Source organism: Bacillus sp. TH17 (assembly GCF_016651125.1).
GTDB lineage: Bacteria > Bacillota > Bacilli > Bacillales > Bacillaceae_G > Bacillus_A > Bacillus_A mycoides.
The window spans coordinates 4,859,198-4,875,000 of record NZ_JAEKEN010000001.1; the positions used below are offsets into that span (position 1 = coordinate 4,859,198).

The following is a 15,803-nucleotide window of genomic DNA, read 5'->3' on the forward strand; positions in this document are numbered from 1 at the left end:
TAGGCCTATTGACTGTTCTACATAAAATGTTTCCTATGAAACATTTACGTTTTCATTTATATAATTTAATCTTACGTCTAATAAGATTTATTTTTCAATAGGTAATTTATTGGGCGTTCCCGGTTTGCGTGGATATTTCTTTGGTGTCTTGCGCTTTTTCTCGATTAATAAAATATTACGCTCGCTTTCTTCAAACGGTAATTGGAACGTAGACATTTCTTTCAATTCTCCGCCAAGTACCTCTAAAGCATATTTGCCATTTTCGATTTCTTCGTTCGCCGCTGCACCTTTCATTGCAATGAATGTTCCCCCTACTTTTACAAGTGGTAAACATAGCTCACTTAATACAGAAAGACGTGCAACTGCACGTGCCATTACAATATCGTATGCTTCACGTACACCTTCTTTTTTTCCAAATGTTTCAGCACGATCATGACAAAATGCAACATCACTTAATTCTAACTTTTGCGCTAAGTGATTTAAGAAATTAATACGTTTTTGTAATGAATCTACAATTGTTACTTTTAAGTGCGGGAAACAGATTTTTAAAGGGATACTTGGGAATCCAGCTCCTGCTCCAACATCACAAATAGAAAATGGTTTCGAAAAATCATAATAAAAAGCCGCTGTAACAGAATCAAAAAAGTGTTTTAAGTATACTTCTTCTTTCTCCGTAATAGCCGTTAAGTTCATTTTTTCATTCCACTCTACTAATGTTTCAAAATAGATTCCGAACTGCTCTAACTGTCTAGAAGAGAGGGAAATACCCTTCTCTTCTAGCATAGATTGAAATTGTTCTATGTTCATCTAGCAATATCTCCTTACTATGTTATTGGTTCGATACTCGTGCAATTTTTCCTTGTTCAATGTAAATAAGCAAAATTGAAACATCAGCTGGATTTACACCAGAAATACGTGAAGCTTGCCCCATTGAAAGCGGACGAACATCTTTCAATTTCTGTCTTGCTTCTGAGGCAAGGCTAGAAATCGCATCATAATCAATATCCACAGGAATTTTTTTGTTTTCCATTTTCTTCATACGTTCTACTTGCTGTAAAGATTTCTCGATATATCCTTCGTACTTGGTCTGAATTTCAACTTGTTCCGTAATTTCATCACTTAATGCTACTTCACTTGGTACTAAAAGATGAATATGCTCATATGTCACCTCTGGACGACGTAATAAGTCACTTGCACGTATTCCATCTTTCAATTCACTTCCGCCAATACTACGAATTAATTCTTGAACTTCAGGACGCGGTTTAATAAAAATACTCTCTAACCGTTCCTTCTCCTGTTCAATTTGTAACTTTTTATTTGTAAATCGCTCATAGCGATCTTCTTTAATTAAGCCAATTTCACGACCAACTTCAGTTAAACGAAGGTCAGCATTATCATGGCGTAATAATAGGCGATATTCTGCACGAGACGTTAATAAACGATATGGTTCATTTGTACCTTTCGTTACAAGGTCATCAATTAAAACACCAATATAAGCATCAGCACGACCTAAAATAACTTCTTTTTTACCTAAAGAACGACACGCTGCATTAATCCCAGCCATAAGCCCTTGTCCTGCTGCTTCTTCGTAACCAGAAGTTCCGTTAATTTGTCCTGCTGTATATAAATTTTTAATTTTTTTCGTTTCAAGTGTTGGCCATAGTTGAGTTGGTACGATCGCATCATATTCAATTGCATAACCCGTACGCATCATTTCAACATTTTCCAGGCCAGGAATTGTTCTAAGCATTGCACGCTGTACATCTTCTGGTAAGCTCGTCGATAAGCCTTGTACATATACTTCTTGTGTATTACGTCCTTCTGGCTCTAAGAAAATTTGATGACGTGGTTTATCATTAAATCTTACTACCTTGTCTTCAATTGAAGGGCAATATCTAGGACCTGTTCCTTTAATCATACCAGAATACATAGCTGAGCGATGTAGGTTTTCATCTATTAAACGATGTGTTTCTGTACTTGTATACGTTAACCAACATGGAATTTGATCCATAATAAATTTTGTCGTTTCAAAAGAGAAAGCACGTGGCTTATCATCACCTGGTTGAATTTCTGTTTTACTATAATCAATCGTATTACTGTTTACACGCGGAGGTGTACCTGTTTTAAATCTAACAAGATCAAAACCAAGTTCCTCTAAGTGTTCAGATAATGTAATAGATGGTTGCTGATTATTTGGACCACTTGAATATTTTAAATCGCCCATAATAATCTCACCACGTAAAAATGTTCCCGTTGTAATTACAACTGTTTTCGCTGTGTATTCAGCACCAGCTTGCGTAATTACCCCTTTACATACACCATCTTCAATAATTAAACGCTCTACCAGACCTTGAAACAACGTTAAGTTTGGTGTTTCTTCAATTGTTTTCTTTAATTCATGCTGGTAAGAGAATTTATCAGCTTGTGCACGAAGCGCGCGTACAGCTGGTCCTTTACCCGTATTTAACATACGCATTTGAATATGTGTTTTATCAATATTGCGTCCCATTTCTCCGCCTAATGCATCAATTTCACGAACAACAATCCCTTTTGCTGGTCCACCAACAGAAGGGTTACATGGCATGAACGCTACCATATCTAAGTTAATTGTTAACATTAATGTTTTTGAGCCCATTCGTGCTGCCGCAAGACCAGCTTCACATCCTGCATGACCTGCACCGATTACTATGACATCATATGAACCGGCATTGTATCCCATTGTTTATTCCTCCTAATAACCTCTATCTTACTAAATCATCTCTGATTAAAGTTTTACTTTATTTTCCTAAACAAAATTGAGAGAACAATTGGTCAATTAAACTTTCATGGACAGTATCACCAGTAATTTCACCAAGTATTTCCCACGCTCTTGTTAAATCAATTTGAACCATATCAATCGGAACACCATTTTCTATCGCTTCAATTGCATCGTTAATTGTTCTTCCTGCTTGTGTTAATAATCCGATATGTCTCGCATTAGACACGTATGTCATATCCGCAGAATCAATTGTTCCTTCAAAGAATAAATCAGCTATCGCCTTTTCAAGCTCATCTATTCCTTGCTCCTCAATTAAAGATGTTGTAATAACACGATTTCCTACCGCTAAATCTGTAACACGTTCCATATCAATTTCTTGCGGTAAATCTGTCTTATTTACAATAACAATGAAATCTTTCCCTTGTACGGCACGGAATAGATCCTCATCTTCATTTGTTAAAGCCTCGCTATAATTCACTACAATTAACACTAAGTCTGCTTGGCTCATCATTTCCTTCGAACGCTCTACACCAATTCGTTCAACAATATCTTCCGTTTCACGAATTCCGGCTGTATCTATAAGTTTAAGTGGTACACCACGCACATTAACGTACTCTTCAATAACATCACGAGTTGTTCCTGCAATATCAGTTACAATTGCCTTTTTCTCCTGAACAAGACTATTTAATAGCGATGATTTCCCAACGTTAGGTCTACCGATAATCGCGGTAGAAATGCCTTCACGTAAAATCTTTCCTTGCTTCGATGTTTCTAATATCTTTGCAATTTCAGCACGGACATGTGTAGCTTTCTCAATTAAAATATTATGCGTCATCTCTTCTACATCATCATATTCTGGGTAATCTATATTCACTTCAATATGAGCTAATGTTTCTAATATTTCTTGACGCAGATGGCCGATTAATTTAGATAATCGTCCTTCCATTTGGTTAATCGCTACATTCATAGCACGATCTGTTTTCGCACGGATTAAGTCCATAACAGCTTCTGCTTGTGACAAATCAATACGTCCATTTAAAAAAGCACGTTTTGTAAATTCACCAGGCTCTGCCAGTCGTACTCCTTGCGCTAAAATAAGCTGTAATACTTTATTTACCGAAACAAGTCCACCATGACAGTTAATTTCTACTATATTTTCACGCGTAAAAGTCCTTGGTGCACGCATAATGGACACCATAACTTCTTCAATAACTTGATTTGTATCTAAATCGACAATATGACCATAATGAATTGTATGAGAAGAAACCTGTGTTAAATCCTTCCCTTTAAAAATACGATCGACTTTCTCAATCGCATCATCCCCACTTACTCGAACAATGGCAATTGCACCTTCCCCAAGTGCTGTGGAAATTGCGGCAATTGTATCAAATTCCATGTCCTTTCACCTCACTTGCTTATTTATCTCTATTTCAACATGAATTTTTTCCGTCACTAAATTATTAGGATACCATAACGAACCTATCTACAAAAGAATAATAACTCATTTTATTATGTCCTTATGTAAAAAACACTAAACTTATTCACAGTGGATAAGTTTAGTGTTTTTTAGTTATCCACATTTATTTTCTCCTCAAAAAAACCGGCACTCAATTGAGTAACCGGTCACTTGGAAGATATTACAACATACCGATGTGGTTCTTTTCCTTCAGAAGTTGTAATGATATTTTGATGATTAGATAATGCTTGGTGAATAATTTTTCGTTCGAAAGAAGGCATTGGTTCTAGAACAACTCTTTTTTTCGTACTCACTACTTGTTTTGCTAATCGATAGGAAAGAGATTCTAACGTATTTTTTCTTTTACTACGATAGTTTTCAGCATCCAGTGTAATACCAATATATTGCTTTGTATTACGGTTCGCAACAAGTTTTGTTAAATACTGTAAAGAATTCAACGTATTCCCTCTTTTGCCAATTAAAACACCAATATTTTCACCAGAAATTGTAAATTCAACTTCGCGTCCTTTTACAATTTTTCTAATCTCAACTTCCACACCCATATTTTGAATAACATTTTTTAAATATTCTTCACATTCTTGGATTGGATCTTTTTTCAATACAACTTCTACAACAGCGGGGCGATTCCCAAATAAACCTAGGAACCCCCTCTTACCCTCATCGATAATATTTATATCTACTCGATCTTTCGAAGCATTTAATTGTCTTAAAGCATCTTGTACTGCCAGCTCGACTGTTTGTCCTTTAGCAGTAATCATACTCACTTGCTTGATCCTCCTGCCTTACTAGCCTTAATGTCAGGCCCTTTGATCATATACATTTGAGCGATACCAAAGATATTACCAACTACCCAGTACAATGATAGTGCTGCTGGGAAGTTAATTGCAAAGACTAAAATCATAATTGGCATAAGCCAAATCATCATTGCCATTTGCGGATTTTGTCCAGCCGTTCCTGCCATTGCAAGCTTTTGCTGAATAAACGTCGTAATAGCTGCAACAATTGGAAGGATATAGAACGGATCCGCCTGTCCTAAATCGAACCATAAAAATGTATGTTCACTAATTGCTGTTGTTCTCATAATCGCATGATAAAACGCGAATAAAATAGGCATCTGAACAAATATTGGTAAACATCCTGCTAATGGGTTTACACCATTCTTTTGATATAACTGCATCATTTCTTGTTGTAGTTTTTGCTGTGTTGCTTGATCTTTAGAACTATATTTCTCTTTTAATTTCACCATTTCTGGTTGTAACGCCTGCATTGCTTTCGTACTCTTCGTTTGTTTAATCATTAATGGTAATAATGCAAAACGAATGATAAGAGTTGTAACAACGATTGCTAAACCGTAATTACTACCAAATAATTCTGCAAAATACGTGATTAACTGAGAAAGCGGGTATACGAAATATTCATTCCAAATCCCAGTGCTTTTCGGTGTAATCGGTTGATTTGTTTCACTACAACCGGTAGCAATTGCCATTAGCATAATAACCATGGCTAATAAACCTATTTTCTTTTTCAAAGCCTGCTCCTCCTTGTTTCGGTATGTATATAGTGTAATTCATTTCCTTACGCTACTTTTTTATTCTTTTCATACCAGAGCGTTTAAAGACATGAATTAAGCTTTTCTTTAACTCTTCATATGTCATCTCTGCACAAGGCTTCCTTGCTATTATAACAAAATCTTTTCCAGAATCTATCTCATCTTTTAATTCTATAATCGATTGGCGAATCATACGCTTAATTCGATTACGCACTACTGCATTTCCTATTTTCTTACTAACAGAAAGACCAATGCGAAAATGCGGCTGTTTTTCTTTATCTAATTTGTATACAACAAACTGGCGATTGGCATTCGATTGTCCTTTTTGGAAAACAGCCTGGAATTCATCATTCTTTTTTATACGATTTTTTTTCTTCATATCATTTGACACTCCTGTATTTCATCAGCGGAAACTCATTATTATTAGAAAAAAAGACCACTGAACGATCAGTGGTCTACGCAGATAATACTTTTCTTCCTTTACGACGACGAGCTGCTAGCACTTTACGTCCGTTTGCTGTGCTCATACGGCTGCGGAAACCATGTACTTTGCTGCGCTTACGTTTATTTGGTTGGTAAGTTCTTTTCATTATATGACACCTCCCTGAGGAATATCTGTTAAAGACAGTCTAATAAATTATAGTAAATCAAATAGGAAAATGTCAATGGTTCTCGAAATTTTCATCAAATATTCATTTTTAACCTATTCACAAACTTTTTCACAGTACCTATATTTCCTTGTGGATAAATATATTTTCTCTTTTTTGTATCCACAAACTCTTTTTTTACTTTTACACAGTATATCGTGTTGTGGACAAGTTTATTCCACAAGGTATTGATTTTGTGGATAACTTTCTTAAATTCATTGCTATAGCTGCTTTTTTTGATATTATAGTTGTGTTTTCACTTTGAATAAGTTTTCCACACCTTTATTTTATCCACAATTTGTGCATAACATGTGGATAGTTTAAATCACATGTGAGTAAATAGTTGTCCACATGTGTTGTTTTGTCGAAAACCCTATCTCGGATACTAACGACGTTTTTATATTTTAAAATACGTTTCGTATAAATATGCATTAGAAATATTTACAGGTTGTACAATTGTTGCGCAACCTTATTCTTTTACCATCTTTGTAAAGGAGGGACACCTTTGGAAAATATCTCTGATTTATGGAATAGTGCCTTAAAAGAATTAGAAAAAAAGGTAAGCAAGCCAAGTTATGAAACCTGGTTAAAATCAACAACTGCTCATAACTTAAAAAAAGATGTATTAACTATTACAGCTCCAAATGAATTCGCTCGTGACTGGCTAGAATCTCATTATTCGGAACTAATCTCCGAAACACTTTATGATTTAACAGGGGCAAAACTAGCTATTCGTTTTATCATTCCCCAAAGTCAGGCAGAAGAGGATATAGATCTCCCTTCTGTTAAGCAAAAACACGCACATGATGAGTCTAATCACTTACCACAGAGTATGTTAAACCCAAAATATACATTTGATACATTTGTTATTGGCTCTGGTAATCGTTTTGCACATGCTGCTTCTTTAGCTGTAGCTGAAGCACCAGCTAAAGCCTATAATCCGCTCTTTATTTACGGGGGCGTTGGACTTGGAAAAACACATTTAATGCACGCAATTGGGCATTATGTAATTGAACACAACCCAAATGCAAAAGTTGTATATTTATCATCTGAAAAATTTACAAATGAATTTATTAATTCAATTCGTGATAATAAAGCTGTCGATTTTCGTAATAAATATCGTAATGTAGATGTCTTATTGATAGATGATATTCAATTTCTTGCTGGAAAAGAACAAACACAGGAAGAGTTTTTCCATACATTTAATGCGTTACATGAAGAAAGTAAACAAATTGTGATTTCAAGCGATAGACCACCAAAAGAAATCCCAACTTTAGAAGATCGCCTTCGTTCTCGCTTTGAATGGGGGTTAATTACGGACATTACGCCACCAGATTTAGAAACTAGAATCGCAATTTTACGTAAAAAAGCAAAAGCAGAAGGTCTTGATATACCAAATGAAGTTATGCTTTATATCGCAAATCAAATCGATTCAAATATTCGTGAACTAGAGGGTGCACTTATTCGAGTTGTAGCTTATTCATCTTTAATTAATAAAGATATGAATGCTGATTTAGCGGCTGAAGCGCTTAAAAATATTATTCCAAACTCTATACCTAGAATTATTTCTATTTCTGATATTCAAAAGGCTGTTGGGGGCGTCTATCAAGTAAAATTAGAAGATTTCAAAGCAAAAAAACGGACAAAATCCGTTGCATTCCCTCGCCAAATTGCGATGTATTTATCACGTGAACTTACGGACTCATCTTTGCCAAAAATAGGTGAAGAATTTGGTGGCCGCGATCATACAACAGTAATCCATGCTCACGAAAAAATTTCGAAGCTATTAAAAACGGATACTCAATTACAAAAACACGTTGAAGAAGTTAAGGATATTTTAAAATAGTAGTAGCTGAATAGTGTGAATAACTTAGCTTATTTTACGCACAGTCTATCCACATGTAGATAGACTGTTTTTACATCTTTAAACAGGGTTATCCACATATCCACAAGCCCTATTACTATTACTACTACTTTTTTATCTTTATTAAATAAATAAAATCTTATACTTACCGGAGGTTTTTCATTATGCGTTTTTCAATACAAAAAGACTATCTTGTAAGAAGTGTACAAGATGTAATGAAGGCAGTTTCTTCTCGTACAACAATTCCAATTCTTACAGGGATTAAAGTTGTAGCAACTGAAGAAGGAGTTACTTTAACAGGTAGTGATGCAGACATCTCTATCGAATCATTTATCCCAGTCGAAGATGCTGGAAAAGAAATTGTGGAAATTAAACAATCAGGAAGTATTATTTTACAAGCAAAATATTTTAGTGAGATCGTAAAAAAATTACCTAAAGAAACTGTCGAAATTTCTGTGGAAAATCATTTTATGACAAAAATAAAATCTGGAAAATCAGAGTTCAACTTAAATGGTTTAGATGCTGCTGAATATCCGTTATTACCACAAATCGAAGAACATCATGTATTTAAGATTCCAACAGATTTACTAAAGCACATGATTCGTCAAACAGTATTTGCAGTTTCAAGTTCTGAAACAAGACCGATCTTGACAGGTGTAAACTGGAAGGTATATAACAGCGAGCTAACTTGTATTGCAACAGATAGTCACAGACTGGCACTTCGTAAAGCAAAAATCGAAGGGTATAATATTGCCGATGAATTTCAAGCGAATGTCGTTATTCCTGGTAAGAGCTTAAGTGAATTAAGTAAAATTCTAGATGAATCTGAAGAAATGGTAGATATCGTTATTACGGAGTATCAAGTATTATTCCGTACAAAACATTTATTATTCTTCTCAAGATTATTAGAAGGAAATTATCCAGATACAACGCGGTTAATTCCAGCTGAAAGTAAAACTGATATATTTGTAAATACAAAAGAATTTTTACAAGCGATTGATCGTGCGTCGCTGTTAGCAAGAGATGGTCGTAACAACGTTGTTAAATTATCGACATTAGAACAACAGATGTTAGAGATTTCTTCGAATGCACCAGAAATCGGAAAAGTAGTAGAAGAGGTTCAATGTGAAAATGTAGATGGAGAAGAATTAAAAATATCTTTTAGTGCAAAATATATGATGGACGCATTAAAGGCTTTAGATAGTACAGAAATTAAAGTTAGTTTTACTGGAGCGATGAGACCGTTTTTAATTCGCACAGTAAATGATGATTCCATTATCCAATTAATTTTACCAGTCCGTACTTACTAAGTAAGGATTAAGGGTTGCTAGTGTAAAGGTACTAGTGACCCTTATTTGATTTGTGGGGTATTACTTTCCTAATGCTAGTTTATTTAGTACAATGAAAGAATGAACACTTTCAGAAAGTGAGCGATTTTATGAAACTTATTAAGATTTCAACAGAATACATTACACTAGGACAATTTTTAAAGTTAGCTGATGTAATTGATACAGGTGGCGCTGTGAAATGGTTCTTACAAGAATATGAAGTATACGTAAATCAAGAACTTGAAAATAGAAGAGGCCGAAAGTTATATGCAAATGATATTGTTGAAATTCCGGGAAGCGGAACTTTCCAAGTTCAGGCATAAAGGGGGATCCCTTTGTTTATTACAGAAATACAATTAAAAAACTATCGCAATTATGAGCATTTAGAGCTTTCCTTTGAGGATAAAGTCAATGTAATTATTGGTGAAAATGCGCAAGGGAAAACGAATCTGATGGAAGCTATTTATGTATTGGCGATGGCGAAATCTCATAGAACTTCGAACGATCGTGAACTCATTCGTTGGGATGAGGATTATGGTAATATAAAAGGTAGATTACAAAGGCGAAATAGTTCAGTATCCTTAGAATTAAATATTTCAAAAAAAGGTAAAAAGGCAAAGTTAAATCAGTTAGAACAACAAAAATTGAGCCAGTATATTGGTGAAATGAATGTTGTTATGTTTGCCCCAGAAGATTTAAATCTTGTAAAAGGAAGCCCTCAAGTACGAAGACGCTTTTTGGATATGGAACTTGGACAAATAGCTCCGGTCTATTTGTATGAATTAAGTCAATATCAAAAGGTACTCACGCAACGAAATCATTTACTTAAGAAGATGCAAGGGAATAGTAAAAATGAGGAAACGATGTTGGATGTATTTACACTTCAACTTATTGAGCATGGTGCAAAAATTTTGCGAAAACGTTTTGAGTTTTTGCATTTACTACAAGAATGGGCTGCTCCAATTCATCGCGGAATTAGCAGGGGATTAGAGGAGTTAGAAATCGTTTATAAACCAAGTGTAGATGTATCAGAATCAATGGATTTGTCGAAAATAAAAGAAGTATACTATGAAAGTTTTCAATCTGTGAAACAACGTGAAATTTTTCGGGGTACAACTTTACTTGGTCCTCATCGTGATGATTTACAATTCTTCGTTAATAGTAAAAATGTTCAAGTCTTTGGTTCACAAGGACAACAACGAACAACCGCACTATCCCTAAAATTGGCTGAAATTGAATTGATATACTCAGAGGTTAAGGAATATCCAATTCTTTTACTAGATGATGTGTTATCAGAATTAGATGATTATCGTCAATCGCATCTGCTAAATACAATTCAAGGAAAAGTACAAACCTTTGTGACAACGACGAGTGTCGAGGGAATTGAACACGAAACATTGAAAGAAGCGAAAACAATTCATGTAACGAACGGCACGGTAGATTGTGAAATAGACAGAAAATAATTTCTGTTTAAATGGAAAAGTAGGTGATCTTTGTGTCAATGGAACAAAAGCAAATGCAGGAAAATGCATATGATGAAAGTCAGATTCAGGTGTTAGAAGGACTGGAGGCAGTTCGAAAGCGTCCTGGTATGTATATTGGTTCTACAAGTGGAAAAGGTCTTCATCACCTCGTGTGGGAAATTGTTGATAACAGTATTGATGAAGCTTTAGCAGGATATTGTGATGAAATTAATGTCAGTATTGAAGAAGATAATAGTATTGTTGTAACAGATGATGGTCGTGGTATCCCTGTTGGTATACAAGAAAAAATGGGACGTCCTGCTGTAGAGGTTATTATGACGGTACTCCATGCCGGTGGTAAATTTGGCGGTGGTGGTTATAAAGTTTCTGGTGGTTTGCATGGTGTAGGTGCATCTGTTGTAAATGCTTTATCAACAGAATTAGAGGTATTTGTACATCGAGATGGGAAAATACACTATCAAAAATATGAACGCGGGGTCCCGGCTGCGGATTTAAAAGTAATAGGTGAAACTGATCGTACAGGAACGATCACACGCTTTAAGCCAGATTCAGAAATTTTTACAGAGACGACAGAATACGAATTTGATACATTAGCGACTCGTATGCGTGAGTTGGCGTTTTTAAATCGTAATATTAAATTAACAATTGAAGATAAGCGTGAACATAAGCAAAAGAAAGAATTCCATTATGAAGGTGGAATTAAATCATATGTTGAACATTTAAATCGTTCAAAACAACCGATTCATGAAGAACCTGTATATGTTGACGGTTCAAAAGATGGGATTCAGGTTGAGGTTGCTCTTCAATATAACGAAGGCTATACAAATCATATTTATTCATTTACAAATAATATTCATACGTATGAAGGCGGTACACATGAGGTAGGTTTTAAGACTGCTCTAACGCGTGTAATTAACGATTATGGTCGTAAAAATAATATTTTAAAAGATGCGGATAGTAATTTAACTGGTGAAGATGTTCGTGAAGGCTTAACAGCAATCGTGTCAATTAAGCATCCAAATCCACAATTTGAAGGACAAACAAAGACGAAACTTGGAAATAGTGAAGCGAGAACGATTACAGAGTCTGTATTCTCAGAGGCGTTTGAAAAGTTCTTACTAGAAAACCCCAATGTTGCACGTAAAATTATAGATAAAGGGACTATGGCAGCGCGTGCACGTGTAGCGGCTAAAAAGGCTCGTGAACTAACGCGCCGAAAGAGTGCTCTAGAAGTTTCAAGTTTACCAGGGAAGCTAGCTGATTGTTCTTCTAAAGATCCAGCAATTAGCGAAATTTACATCGTGGAGGGTGACTCTGCGGGCGGATCTGCAAAACAAGGACGCGATCGTCATTTTCAAGCGATTTTACCACTGAAGGGTAAAATTATTAACGTTGAAAAGGCACGTTTAGATAAGATTTTATCAAATGATGAAGTTCGTACAATTATTACAGCAATTGGTACAAATATTGGTGGGGATTTTGCTATTGAAAAAGCTCGCTATCATAAAGTTATTATTATGACAGATGCCGATGTTGATGGTGCACATATTCGTACCCTATTATTAACGTTCTTCTATCGTTATATGCGTCAAATCATTGAGTGTGGATATATATATATCGCACAGCCACCGTTGTTTAAAGTACAACAAGGTAAAAAAATTCAATATGCTTATAACAATAAAGAACTTGAAAAAATACTAGCTGAATTACCAGCTCAACCTAAGCCTGGGATTCAGCGTTATAAAGGTCTAGGGGAAATGAATCCAACTCAGCTGTGGGAGACGACAATGGACCCAGAAGTACGTTCGTTACTTCAAGTTTCCCTTCAAGATGCAATTGAAGCGGATGAAACATTTGAAATTTTGATGGGTGATAAAGTAGAGCCGCGTCGTAACTTTATCCAAGAAAATGCAAAATACGTGAAAAACCTTGATATTTAAGTGAGTAATGACAGGAATCTAAGTATTCCTGTCTTCTACATATAAATCAATGTATGTGTAACGGAAATGTAAGAGGAGGTGCTCGTTGATGTCAGACAATCAACAACAAGCACGAATTCGAGAAATTAATATTAGTCATGAAATGCGTACCTCATTTTTAGATTACGCAATGAGTGTTATCGTGTCTCGTGCATTACCAGATGTTCGTGATGGATTAAAACCAGTTCATCGTAGGGTTTTATATGCGATGAATGATTTAGGAATTACAGCTGATAAAGCATATAAGAAGTCGGCGCGTATTGTCGGCGAAGTAATTGGTAAGTATCACCCGCACGGTGATTCAGCTGTTTATGAAACAATGGTACGTATGGCACAAGATTTTAGTCAACGTTACATGCTTGTTGATGGACATGGTAATTTCGGTTCTGTTGATGGAGATTCAGCGGCAGCAATGCGTTATACAGAAGCAAGAATGTCTAAGATTTCTATGGAATTAATACGCGATATTACAAAGAATACAATTGATTATCAAGATAACTACGATGGTTCTGAAAGAGAGCCAGTTGTATTACCAGCGCGTTTCCCTAACTTATTAGTCAATGGTACGACGGGTATTGCGGTTGGTATGGCAACAAACATCCCACCGCATCAACTTGGAGAAGTAATTGATGGTGTGTTGGCATTAAGTCATAACCCTGATATCACTATCGCGGAATTAATGGAATATATTCCTGGGCCAGACTTCCCAACTTCAGGTTTAATCTTAGGGCGAAGTGGAATTCGAAGAGCTTACGAAACAGGTCGCGGTTCTATTATACTTCGTGCTAAAGTTGAAATTGAAGAGAAAGCAAATGGTAAACAAACTATTATCGTAACAGAACTACCTTATCAAGTTAATAAGGCGCGATTAATTGAAAAAATCGCAGAACTAGTTCGTGATAAGAAAATTGAAGGTATTACAGATTTACGTGATGAATCAGATCGAAATGGTATGCGTATTGTTATGGAAGTACGTCGTGATGCCAATGCCAATGTACTATTAAATAATCTATATAAACATACAGCACTCCAAACAAGCTTCGGTATTAATATGTTGTCTCTTGTAAATGGAGAGCCACAAGTCTTAAATTTAAAACAAAATCTATATTATTATTTAGAGCATCAAAAGGTAGTGATTCGTAGACGTACTGCTTATGAATTAGAGAAAGCAGAAGCGCGTGCTCATATTTTAGAAGGCTTACGAATTGCTTTAGATCATCTTGATGAAGTTATTACTTTAATCCGTAGTTCAAAAACAGCTGATATTGCAAAACAAGGTTTAATGGAACGTTTCGGCTTAAGTGAGAAACAAGCGCAAGCGATTTTAGATATGCGTTTGCAACGTTTAACTGGATTAGAACGCGAAAAAATCGAACAAGAATATCAAGATTTAATGAAGATAATTGCAGAGTTAAAAGCAATTTTAGCAGACGAAGAAAAAGTTCTTGAAATTATTCGCGAGGAATTAGCTGAAGTAAAAGAGCGTTTTAATGATAAGAGAAGAACAGAAATTACAATTGGCGGTATGGAAGCTATAGAGGATGAAGATTTAATCCCAGAACAAAATATCGCAATTACACTTACTCATAATGGTTATATTAAGAGGTTACCGGCTTCTACGTACAAAACACAGAACCGTGGGGGACGTGGTGTACAAGGAATGGGTACGAATGATGATGACTTTGTCGAACATTTATTAACAACGTCTACTCATGATCATATTTTATTCTTCACAAACAAGGGTAAAGTATACCGTACAAAAGGATATGAAATTCCAGAGTATAGTCGTACAGCAAAAGGTATACCGATTATTAATCTATTAGGGGTAGATAAGGGTGAGTGGATCAACGCTATTATTCCAATTCGTGAATTTGGTGACGACCAGTTCTTATTCTTTACAACGAAACAAGGTATCTCTAAGAGAACACCACTTTCATCATTTGCCAATATACGTACAAATGGTTTAATTGCAATTTCTCTTCGTGAAGAGGATGAATTAATCTCTGTACGCTTAACATCTGGTGATAAAGATATTATCGTTGGGACAAGTAACGGTATGTTAATTCGTTTCAATGAGCAAGATGTGCGTTCAATGGGACGTAATGCGGCTGGTGTAAAAGCAATTACATTAGGTGATGAAGATCAAGTTGTAGGTATGGAAATTGTCGAAGAGGATGTAAATGTTCTAATTGTAACCAAAAATGGTTATGGAAAGCGTACACCGATTGATGAATACCGTCTGCAAAGTCGTGGTGGTAAAGGTCTGAAGACTTGTAATATTACAGATAAAAACGGTAAGTTAGTAGCGGTTAAGTCTGTAACAGGTGAAGAAGACATTATGTTAATTACAGCAGCAGGCGTTATTATTCGTATGCCGGTTGATCAAATTTCTCAAATGGGACGTAATACACAGGGTGTTCGTCTAATTCGATTAGAAGATGAGCAAGAGGTAGCGACAGTAGCAAAAGCGCAAAAAGATGAAGAAGAAGAATCTAATGAAGAGGATTCGTCTGAAGAGTAAGAGTGGGGATTTCTCCCCCTCTTATTTTTTTATAATAATACTTGCATAGCAATAGGAAAGTGTATATAATAGGAAAAGTCAGCAAATGAGAGATACAAGTTATCGAAAAAAACTTGTTGACGAAAATAATATACTATGATATATTATGAAAGTCGCTGAAACGCGATGTTGAACTTTGAAAACTAAACGAAACAAA

The 15,803-nt window shown here is 35.5% G+C and carries 13 protein-coding genes; 6 read left to right on the forward strand and 7 right to left on the reverse strand.

Annotated features, from left to right (window positions below; genetic code table 11):
• Positions 1-87: 87 nt before the first annotated feature.
• The 7 genes from rsmG to rpmH form a co-directional block, all read right to left on the reverse strand.
• Positions 88-807: a 16S rRNA (guanine(527)-N(7))-methyltransferase RsmG gene (gene rsmG, locus JFT95_RS24975; protein WP_002016472.1), complete on the reverse strand. Its 720-nt coding sequence runs from the start codon at positions 805-807 to the stop codon at positions 88-90.
• A gap of 22 nt (positions 808-829) precedes the next feature.
• Positions 830-2,719: a tRNA uridine-5-carboxymethylaminomethyl(34) synthesis enzyme MnmG gene (gene mnmG / locus JFT95_RS24980; protein WP_002016474.1), complete on the reverse strand. Its 1,890-nt coding sequence runs from the start codon at positions 2,717-2,719 to the stop codon at positions 830-832.
• 58 nt (positions 2,720-2,777) lie between these two features.
• Positions 2,778-4,154: a tRNA uridine-5-carboxymethylaminomethyl(34) synthesis GTPase MnmE gene (gene mnmE, locus JFT95_RS24985; protein ID WP_002034990.1), complete on the reverse strand. Its 1,377-nt coding sequence runs from the start codon at positions 4,152-4,154 to the stop codon at positions 2,778-2,780.
• Between the two features lie 227 nt (positions 4,155-4,381).
• Positions 4,382-4,999 (reverse strand): RNA-binding cell elongation regulator Jag/EloR, encoded by a 618-nt coding sequence (gene jag, locus JFT95_RS24990; protein ID WP_002166368.1) that lies wholly within the window; start codon positions 4,997-4,999, stop codon positions 4,382-4,384.
• Positions 4,996-5,763, reverse strand: coding sequence for a YidC family membrane integrase SpoIIIJ (gene spoIIIJ / locus JFT95_RS24995; RefSeq protein ID WP_002016477.1), 768 nt, complete (start codon positions 5,761-5,763; stop codon positions 4,996-4,998). Before spoIIIJ ends, jag begins: the two co-directional genes overlap by 4 nt.
• Positions 5,764-5,815: 52 nt before the next feature.
• A complete protein-coding gene (rnpA, locus tag JFT95_RS25000) occupies positions 5,816-6,163 on the reverse strand; it encodes a ribonuclease P protein component (RefSeq protein WP_002089963.1) in 348 nt (115 codons plus the stop codon).
• 76 nt (positions 6,164-6,239) lie between these two features.
• Entirely contained in the window at positions 6,240-6,374 is a 135-nt protein-coding gene (rpmH, locus tag JFT95_RS25005; RefSeq protein WP_000831901.1) for a 50S ribosomal protein L34, read from the reverse strand.
• Positions 6,375-6,936: 562 nt separating this feature from the next.
• Between rpmH and dnaA the strand changes: the two genes are divergently transcribed.
• From dnaA to gyrA, 6 genes are all read left to right on the forward strand, one after another.
• Entirely contained in the window at positions 6,937-8,277 is a 1,341-nt protein-coding gene (gene dnaA, locus JFT95_RS25010) for a chromosomal replication initiator protein DnaA (RefSeq protein WP_002016481.1), read from the forward strand.
• A 182-nt stretch (positions 8,278-8,459) separates the two neighbouring features.
• Positions 8,460-9,605 carry a DNA polymerase III subunit beta gene (dnaN, locus tag JFT95_RS25015; protein WP_201053503.1) on the forward strand — a complete coding sequence of 382 codons (1,146 nt, stop codon included), beginning with the start codon at positions 8,460-8,462 and terminating at the stop codon, positions 9,603-9,605.
• A 128-nt stretch (positions 9,606-9,733) separates the two neighbouring features.
• Positions 9,734-9,946, forward strand: a complete 213-nt coding sequence (gene yaaA, locus JFT95_RS25020) for a S4 domain-containing protein YaaA (protein WP_002016484.1) — start codon at positions 9,734-9,736, stop codon at positions 9,944-9,946.
• Between the two features lie 12 nt (positions 9,947-9,958).
• Positions 9,959-11,086, forward strand: a complete 1,128-nt coding sequence (gene recF / locus JFT95_RS25025; RefSeq protein WP_002016486.1) for a DNA replication/repair protein RecF — start codon at positions 9,959-9,961, stop codon at positions 11,084-11,086.
• A 38-nt stretch (positions 11,087-11,124) separates the two neighbouring features.
• On the forward strand, positions 11,125-13,047 hold the full coding sequence (gene gyrB / locus JFT95_RS25030) for a DNA topoisomerase (ATP-hydrolyzing) subunit B (RefSeq protein WP_002034986.1): 1,923 nt from the start codon (positions 11,125-11,127) through the stop codon (positions 13,045-13,047).
• A gap of 88 nt (positions 13,048-13,135) precedes the next feature.
• On the forward strand, positions 13,136-15,607 hold the full coding sequence (gene gyrA, locus JFT95_RS25035) for a DNA gyrase subunit A (protein WP_002016488.1): 2,472 nt from the start codon (positions 13,136-13,138) through the stop codon (positions 15,605-15,607).
• Positions 15,608-15,803: the final 196 nt, after the last annotated feature.